General features: G+C 62.2%; 11 protein-coding genes. 5 read left to right on the forward strand and 6 right to left on the reverse strand.

Annotated features, from left to right (window positions below):
• Window positions 1–414 precede the first annotated feature (414 nt).
• Complete coding sequence (locus AB9K37_RS00260; RefSeq protein WP_158525083.1) at window positions 415–582, reverse strand: hypothetical protein; 168 nt, start codon at window positions 580–582, stop codon at window positions 415–417.
• Between the two features lie 78 nt (window positions 583–660).
• Between AB9K37_RS00260 and AB9K37_RS00265 the strand changes: the two genes are divergently transcribed.
• The 3 genes from AB9K37_RS00265 to AB9K37_RS00275 are packed head-to-tail and all read left to right on the forward strand — an operon-like array spanning window position 661 to window position 1689.
• Window positions 661–909 carry a type II toxin-antitoxin system VapB family antitoxin gene (locus AB9K37_RS00265; RefSeq protein ID WP_102856257.1) on the forward strand — a complete coding sequence of 83 codons (249 nt, stop codon included), beginning with the start codon at window positions 661–663 and terminating at the stop codon, window positions 907–909.
• Window positions 909–1328 carry a type II toxin-antitoxin system VapC family toxin gene (locus AB9K37_RS00270; RefSeq protein WP_102856258.1) on the forward strand — a complete coding sequence of 140 codons (420 nt, stop codon included), beginning with the start codon at window positions 909–911 and terminating at the stop codon, window positions 1326–1328. Before AB9K37_RS00265 ends, AB9K37_RS00270 begins: the two co-directional genes overlap by 1 nt.
• Before the next feature lie 10 nt (window positions 1329–1338).
• Window positions 1339–1689 (forward strand): hypothetical protein, encoded by a 351-nt coding sequence (locus AB9K37_RS00275; protein WP_102856259.1) that lies wholly within the window; start codon window positions 1339–1341, stop codon window positions 1687–1689.
• Between the two features lie 104 nt (window positions 1690–1793).
• On the opposite strand, the gene AB9K37_RS00280 is transcribed toward AB9K37_RS00275, so the two are convergent.
• Complete coding sequence (locus AB9K37_RS00280; protein ID WP_158525084.1) at window positions 1794–1955, reverse strand: hypothetical protein; 162 nt, start codon at window positions 1953–1955, stop codon at window positions 1794–1796.
• Between the two features lie 312 nt (window positions 1956–2267).
• Window positions 2268–2618, reverse strand: coding sequence for a single-stranded DNA-binding protein (locus AB9K37_RS00285; RefSeq protein ID WP_102856260.1), 351 nt, complete (start codon window positions 2616–2618; stop codon window positions 2268–2270).
• A gap of 481 nt (window positions 2619–3099) precedes the next feature.
• Here AB9K37_RS00285 and AB9K37_RS00290 point away from each other — a divergent pair, with 481 nt between their 5' ends.
• Complete coding sequence (locus AB9K37_RS00290) at window positions 3100–3501, forward strand: thermonuclease family protein (RefSeq protein WP_123618832.1); 402 nt, start codon at window positions 3100–3102, stop codon at window positions 3499–3501.
• Window positions 3498–4253 (forward strand): hypothetical protein, encoded by a 756-nt coding sequence (locus AB9K37_RS00295; RefSeq protein WP_102856261.1) that lies wholly within the window; start codon window positions 3498–3500, stop codon window positions 4251–4253. Before AB9K37_RS00290 ends, AB9K37_RS00295 begins: the two co-directional genes overlap by 4 nt.
• Before the next feature lie 286 nt (window positions 4254–4539).
• Here AB9K37_RS00295 and AB9K37_RS00300 read toward each other — a convergent pair whose 3' ends face one another.
• The 3 genes from AB9K37_RS00300 to AB9K37_RS00310 form a co-directional block, all read right to left on the reverse strand.
• Window positions 4540–4803: a hypothetical protein gene (locus AB9K37_RS00300; protein ID WP_102856262.1), complete on the reverse strand. Its 264-nt coding sequence runs from the start codon at window positions 4801–4803 to the stop codon at window positions 4540–4542.
• Window positions 4804–4892: 89 nt separating this feature from the next.
• Window positions 4893–6737, reverse strand: a complete 1845-nt coding sequence (locus AB9K37_RS00305; RefSeq protein ID WP_102856263.1) for a ParB/RepB/Spo0J family partition protein — start codon at window positions 6735–6737, stop codon at window positions 4893–4895.
• Between the two features lie 304 nt (window positions 6738–7041).
• Complete coding sequence (locus tag AB9K37_RS00310; protein WP_102856264.1) at window positions 7042–7293, reverse strand: hypothetical protein; 252 nt, start codon at window positions 7291–7293, stop codon at window positions 7042–7044.
• Between the last annotated feature and the right edge of the window lie 135 nt (window positions 7294–7428).

Consider the following 7428-nt stretch of genomic DNA (forward strand, 5'->3'; position numbering starts at 1 on the left):
GAACCGGCGGTTCCCTAGACGGACAGGGCGCGCTTGCGCGACCTGGCCCAAGGATGCGGGCGGCGTTCGGCTTGACCGAACCCCCCGCCAGTGTGATAGCCGCGCTCGCGCGGGGATCTCGATATTCTCTTGTCGACCAAGTGGCCGCGGGCGCGACCTGGGGGCTGCCTGCCCCCGCAAAAGGCCGAGGGAACCGAGGGAAGATCGTCACCCGAAGGGCCGAGATTTGCGCGTCGAACGGACCATGCCCCCGCGTCGATCCGCTGGCTCGGGACGAGACGGCGGGCGGCGCACCTGGGGGGCAGGGACGGGCGGCGCGGAAAGCTCGGGGAGTGGGCCGGTGCAGCCGGCGCACGAGTAGAGCCTGGTCCTGGGCGGGCGTGTCCTCGCGCTACTGCACGAGGTCACGAACGATCAGGATTTGCCATGCCCGGAAAACAAAGCATCAAGCCTCTTCTGGGCAAAGGACACCAACGCCTCCGCGTCGTTCAGAGCATCGACCGGATCACGCTGCATCAGCGCCGTTTTTGCATCACGCAGCCAAGTCGATTGCGTCAGCTCGATCTCTCTCGGATGGGGCATCTTTTCCTCGCATGGTTGACTAAACCGGCCTGTATATCCATAATGACATATACGGATATACGCAACAGGATATACACCATGCCCGGACTATTCATCAGGGATGAGGCGGTGAACGCGCTGGCTGTGGAAGCGATGAAGCTGACCGGCGCAGAGAACAAAACCGAGGCCGTGCGAGCTGCCTTGAATGCTGCCATTGCTGCCGCAAAGGATCAAGTGCCGCTTCTCGAACGTCTTGAAGCTGCACGGATTCTTGCCGACAAGATTGGTCCCGTCGATGCCGAATATGACGCGAAAGCGGATGCGGATGCGATGTGGGGTGACGCTTGATGTTCATCGACGCCTCCGCTGTCATCGCGATCCTGAACCGCGAACCGGGTTCGGACGAACTGGTCAAGCGGCTCGCGGCCAGCGACAAACGCCCGCTTTTCTCGCCGCTGTCTCGGTTCGAGGCCATTGTCGGATTGGCTCGATCCCGGTCGGGCAAGCACAAGACACCCGATGCGGAACAGATCGACGCCGCGCAAGCGGCAGTCGATCTGTTCTTCACCGAGGCCCGCGCCAAGAGCGTAATGATCTCGGACACCCTTGGAAGCGGAGCATTGGAAGCGGCCCGAACCTATGGAAAGGCCGTAGGGCACGAGGCAGACCTGAATTTTGGGGACTGCTTCGCCTATGCCTGCGCCAAGGGATACCGGGCGGCTCTGCTCTACAAGGGCAACGATTTCGCGAAGACCGACCTAGCCTGAAAGGAACCACATGAAGACCACGGCCAAGATGACCGGGCAGCTCGCGGCTGCGGCGGTGGCCCTTTGGGCGACTGCCGCCAGCGCCGAGGATACCCCGAACGATTGCGACCTGGTGCAAGCGGCGATGGCGCAGATGATCCAAGCCAATATCGGGAATATCCGCGCAACGGGAAACGCCCTGCAAAGTCAGGCGGCAGTCCTCGCCCGTCTCGCGAAGACAGGCGACGATGAAGCCTTGGCGGCGGCTGAGGCTGTTACGGAAAATCTGGGCGCGCTTCGTGTCCCGGCAGGTGCCGAGATAGCCGAAGGAATGCAGGCGCTTCGCAGGCTGTGCCCGGAGACGGGCACGACGACAGAGTAAGGGGGCTGTCTGCCCCCGCGCCTGGCGGCGCTCCCCCGAGGATACTGAGGGGAAGATGAAAGGCGGGAAGGCCAAGCCCGAAGGGCCTGGCCGTCGCTGCCGCCCTACTCGGGGCGGCGCTTGATGGTGACACCTACCTTCAGGATGCCGAGGTTGATCGAAATCGTGAGGCTGAGGTCGATTGCGCGCAGCAGCTTGCGGATGGCACGGAGCCGACGAGCGGCGATGCGACGGAGCTGGATAGAACGCTTGCGAATGAATTTCATGGTCTGTCTCCTGATTGAAAAAACGAGGCTCGGTGACACGGCGGGAAAGGCGGGCCGTCAACACGCGCGCAGCGCCCCGGAGGGCTTGGTGTTGACGGCTCGCCGCGCCGTGTAGAGTGGCCGCTGTTTTTCAAGGAGACAGACCTTGCACCTTCGCTGGTGGGTCCAGTGTCGCATCGCCGCTTGTCGGCGGTTCGGAGCCGCAGGTTGCGAAGCGCAATCGGCCGCCCTCTCGATGAGGGCGGCCGATTGGAAAAGGTGGACGCAGCGCCGCGCCCGTAGGGCGGCGGGCCGTCAGGCCCGCCCGGGCGGTCAGCCCGCCTGCCGTGCCATCTGACGGCGGATCGCGTTCGAGTAGTTGTCAAAGCTCTCGGAGCTGAGGGACACGCCGTAGCGGGTTTCGCCGGTGGTCGGGTCTTCCCACTGTTCCTGGCGGATGGTTCCTTCGGAGCGGACCAGATCACCGGGAACGACGTTCTCCTTCGCCCATTTGGCGACGTTCTCGTTCCAGATATTCACCTCGTTCCAGAAAGGTTTCGACTGGAAGTCGCCGTTATTGTCCTTGCGGCCATATTCAGCGGCAATGGTGATGCGCAGCACGCCGTTGCCTTCCTTGAGCTGACCGACCCGCCCGACGATCTCGTATTTGGCGAAGGTTTTCATGATGTGTCTCCTTGGGAATGAGTGTTTCGATGAAGAACGGTCATGCTGGTCCTCGATGCGATCAAACCAAAAATCGGAGGGTCCGCAAAGCGGAAACCGATTTTTTGATTGAAGTGCGGGGCTTTAGCGCCGCGCGGTCGCAAAGAGAGGAACAAGCAATGTTCCGTTTGAGAAACACGGCCCAAGGCGACACAAACGAACCTGATCTGCGCGAATTTCGGTGGCGGTCATAGCTCAAGGAAGGGATCGGGTTGAAAAACCCGGTGCCACAGGATTCAATCGCAAGGACAATAACGGGGACGCTCGAAACCTGGGGTGGAGTGTCTGGCGAGGCATAATCTCAATATGGGCGAAGGTGACGGCGGGCCTCGATCTGGTCAGCACCGGGGAACCAAAGGGCAGAGGGAAGCCACAGGACATGCGAAAGAGACGGCGGGGAAAGCTGAAGCTCAAGAGCTGGCGACGGACAAGGAACCGGCGGATGATCGTGGTTCTTGCGGCGGGTCTGATTGCCGGGGGCTGGCTGTCGATCGACACAAAGTCAGCTGCGGAAACTGTGAACCCTCGGTCGGTCTACGTCATCGACGGCGATACCATAGACCTCAACGGCCAGCGGTTCCGCTTGGTCGGATTTGACACCCCCGAAGTCTATTCGCCTCGGTGCGACTACGAAAAGGCGCTCGGTGATGAAGCCACCAGACGGCTGCGCGAGCTGGTCGCCTCGGGCGAGCTGATCGAGCTGGCCATCCAGCCGGGGAAAGACAGATACGACCGGGGCTTGGCCCGGCTCTATGTCGGCCGCGAAGACGTGGCCGAAACCATGATCTCGGAAGGGCTGGCACGGCCCTATCGGGGAGGAAAGCGAAAGGGATGGTGTGAATGAGCTTTGATTGGGACAGGTTTTTGACTGACGCGGTGACGACACCCACGGGCAAGCGGTGGCTCGAAACTGCGGGCGATTGGGCCGACAAGAAGATCCAGCCTTTCAGCTTAGGCGAAGCTAGAGACTTCGTGGTGAAGGAAGAACGGAAGGATGATTGCGCGATTGATCCGCGAAAAATCGTCGGCACGTCTCATGCAAAATATAATCAGGGCATGACCTGGCGCCAGTTCTTGGGGGCCGGGAAGAAAATCTCGACCAAGCTCGACGTTCTCGAATTGCGACCCGAGTATTACGATGATCCGCTGGCCTTCGATAACGACCCCAACAACAAGTATGGCAACCCTGACGGCTGGCATCTTGCAGAGATTGGCAACGATCTCTTCATCACAGAAGGCAACCACCGAAGCGTTATCGCGAAGTTCCGGGCGCATGAGGATGGTGTGACTTCGCAGCGGGTCTACTCCGTCCTTTCCCTAACGATTTCAGAAGATGCGATGCGGGCTTACGATAGGCTGCAAGCGGCCTATCTCCCCGGCGAGCGCGATTGCGGCCCAGAACGGCGGCTGATTTCCGACGCGAACGGGGTCAAGGTCTACCAAATCCGTGTGCGGTGCGGTCTGCATGTGTTCGGGGGCGCACCTCTGAAAGATATGGAAGTCCATGAAGCGGCGGAGTTCGTCTCGAACAGAAACCGCCTGCGCAAAAAGGTCTTCGACTTCATCCCGAACCTCTATCAAAAAGTCTTCTCCTGACCCTCTCGCTGCCGCGAATGCGGCTCCCGCGCGGATAGCGCCAGTCCTGCCAGGGCGGGGCCTTGTGCCCCGACCTGGGGGGACACCATGAGGCTGAGAAGACAGAAAAAAGGCCCCGCCGAAGCGGGGCCGAGTGTCATCCTCACCACAAGGATAATCGGGATGCTCGCGGCTCAACGCGCTGGCTTGCGGAGCGGCGGCGGAAATCTCGGGGCCTGATTGTTCTGGTTTGGTTCCATCCTAGCACGGGCCATCAGGCGTTGCCAGCGCGGCGGATGATATGACTTCAGAATAGGGCCAGTTGCTCGGGCTGCGGACGGATACCGACACGCCCGCGCGGGTCGATGATCCAGCCTTCGCCATCACGCTCGACACTGGCGTCCGGCCCGTGCTGGTCTATGAAGGCATGATCCGCTTCGACCTTGCGGCTCATGTGGAAATCGTTCGCCATGTGGCCGCTCGGGCGGCGGCACCATACGCCGGGGGCGCGGCCACAGTCCGGGCAACGGACGGCAAGGACAGGGTGACGGTGGGCGGTGAAGTCAGGCATGGGAACCTCCATCGAAATTCGGCAAGGGTGTGATCGGCCATCCGGGCGGCGCGGGGTGCGGTCGGGGCGTAAACGCCCCGACCTCGATTTCATTCCATGCCTTCGGGCAGCCATGCCGCGATCTTGTCGGCCTGCTCGTCGGTAATGCCGAGGGCGCTGCGCAGTTCGTGATCGCCACGGAACAGGGCTTCGAGCTTCGCGGCCTTCTCGCCCTTTTTCAGCTTATCGAAGCCGGTGGCGGTCGGGTGGTCGTCGGACAGGTCCAGAAGGTCGCGCCACAGGTCCGCCATGTAGGGGCCGCCCACGCGGCCAAAGAAATTGGCGGCGGTCGGGGTCCAGACTTCACGGGTGTTGGGCTGCGTTTCCTTCTCGATCAACGCGGCCAACTTCTCGTCACCGCCCCGAAGCTGCGCGGCAAGGAAGCGCACCAGTTCGCCGCGAATGTGATCCGGCCCTTTCTGACGGAACGCGCGGAAGCTCTTGCCGAGGTCCTTGCCATACATATCGCGCGGCGGGTTCTCGGTCAGGCGCTCGTCCAGCGCGTAGCCATCGGCCTCGGTCGTCGGCCAGTTGGGCACGTCCTCGACCGACAAGCCGAACGGCTTGGACCAATAGAGGTTGTGGCTGAGTTGATAGGCCAGCAGGTCGATCAGCAGATCAGGGTCACGCAAGGCGGCATGTTGACGGGCACCGCGCGAGACCCGGCCCAGATCATCGCGGAGTTTCTGGGAAATCGGGCTCTTGGGCGCATCGTCGGCGCTGTGCTGCGACTTCGCAAGAACACCTGCGGCAATCGCTTCGGCTTTGTCTGCCTTGCGGATCAGACCTTCATAGCTCTGAACCTCGCCCTCACGGTCAACATAGATGATAAGACCGGAATGCGCGCGCTGCGTGTCGGTGAAATCGCCTTCGGTGATGGCATTGAGGGTGGCAAGCTCTGCCTGCCCGTCCTCGTCCAGCGCCTCGGCCTCGGCCAGTGCGGCCAGTTCATCGAACCGCTCGGCCTGCTCCGGCGAAAGCTCGCCTTCTTCCTTGTAGATGCGTTCAAAGCCGTTCTCTTGAACGAACCACCAGCCGAGATAATCGGCGTGGTTCACCTCGACCCACTTCCAGCCGTCGCGCTTGTGGCTCTCTGCCACTTCTGCCAGCCGATCCGCGAAAACCGTATCGAGAATGTCGGTATCATCAAGCAAGGTTTCCTCTGCGAACAGGTCGCCGCCGATCCGGCCCCCTGCGGCCTGATAAGCCTCGATGCCAACGAATTTCGCGCGGCGGTCGGTGTCCTTCACAGCGTCGGGCTTCAACGCCTTCTTGATCTGGTAATCAGACCAGTTTTCGCCCCGGCACTTTTCCAGCACTTCCAGAGTGCGGGCCTCGTCGGCGCTGATGGTGAAACAGGCGGCGGCGCTCAGGTTGATCTCATTCGCGGCAAGCGCGTCGATCACGGGTTCGGGCAGGCCCGCCAGCGCAAGGCGGCGATAGACGCTCTTTTCCGTGACCGCGAAGGCGCGGGCGATGACGGCAGGGGTTGCCCCGCTGCGCTCCATTTTGCCATAGGCCCGGATTTCATCGGCGGGGTGCAGGTCGCGGCGGGCTGCGTTTTCAGCTACGGCCCACGCCTGCGCCGTGGTTTGATCCGGCGCGATCAGAACGCGGGGGCTTGCCAGTTCGGGGCGCTCCTGGGCCAGTTCAGGGTGACGCTCGGCCAGCAGTTGCAGGGCGCGAAGGCGACGGCCACCCGCGACGATTTCCGCGCCGCCGTTCTCGTCCATGATCCCGGCAAGGTTCTGGATCAGGCCAGCCGTCCAGATGCTTTCGGCCAGTTCCTCGACCTCGGCGGCAGGCACGTTCTGGCGCGGGTTCATCGGGGACAGGACCAGCTTGGAAAGCGGGAACCGGGCTTCGTCTGCGGTGATGGTGGTTTGCTTGGTCATTGGGACATTCCTTGTGGTGATGTTCGGTTTTGTGTTATGGGTGCCCCAGCCCTTACGGGCTGAGGCGAGGGGGCTTAGATGGCCCCGTGCTGGATCAGGAAGCGGCGTCCGATGCCAAAGTGATCGCCCTTCCTGAGAAGCGCCCAAGCCTCGGCAATGCGGCGCTTCAAAGTGTCATCGCTAATTGTTCTCACCTCCTTTCGGCTTTCTGAGGGTTGGTAGGGGGGGCGTTGTCCGCCCCTCCCTTGGGCCTGCTCGACAGGCCAGCCTCGGCGCGGGGCAGGGAGAAACCCCGCTGCCGATCTCAGACGGACAGGGCCGCGTAGGTTTCCTTGTCCTCGTAGCGGATGATGGGTTCGCCCTGCTCGGTGGTGCCACCCCATGCGGGTCCGATGAAGCCCGCGATCTTTGGGTGCCCCTGAAGCTCGGAACGGGTGCGCGGGTTGGACGAAATGCCGGTGATGCTGGTGCCCATGTCCTCGACCCATTGCTCGATGCAATCGGGATACACGGTGGTCATGCCTTCCTCGGTCGTGACGACAATCTGATAAGCCATTTGTGGCCTCCTTGTGGTGTGCCCCTTCCGGTCTTGGTGCCGAAAATCGGGGCGGGGTTTCTGGCGAGGTCCGCTGCAAGCGGCCCTCTCCTGAAAGCCTGCCTCCCGGCGAGGGCAGGAGGGGGACCCGCGCAA

It is taken from the genome of Donghicola sp. XS_ASV15 (assembly GCF_041224595.1).
Taxonomy (GTDB): Bacteria; Pseudomonadota; Alphaproteobacteria; order Rhodobacterales; family Rhodobacteraceae; genus Donghicola.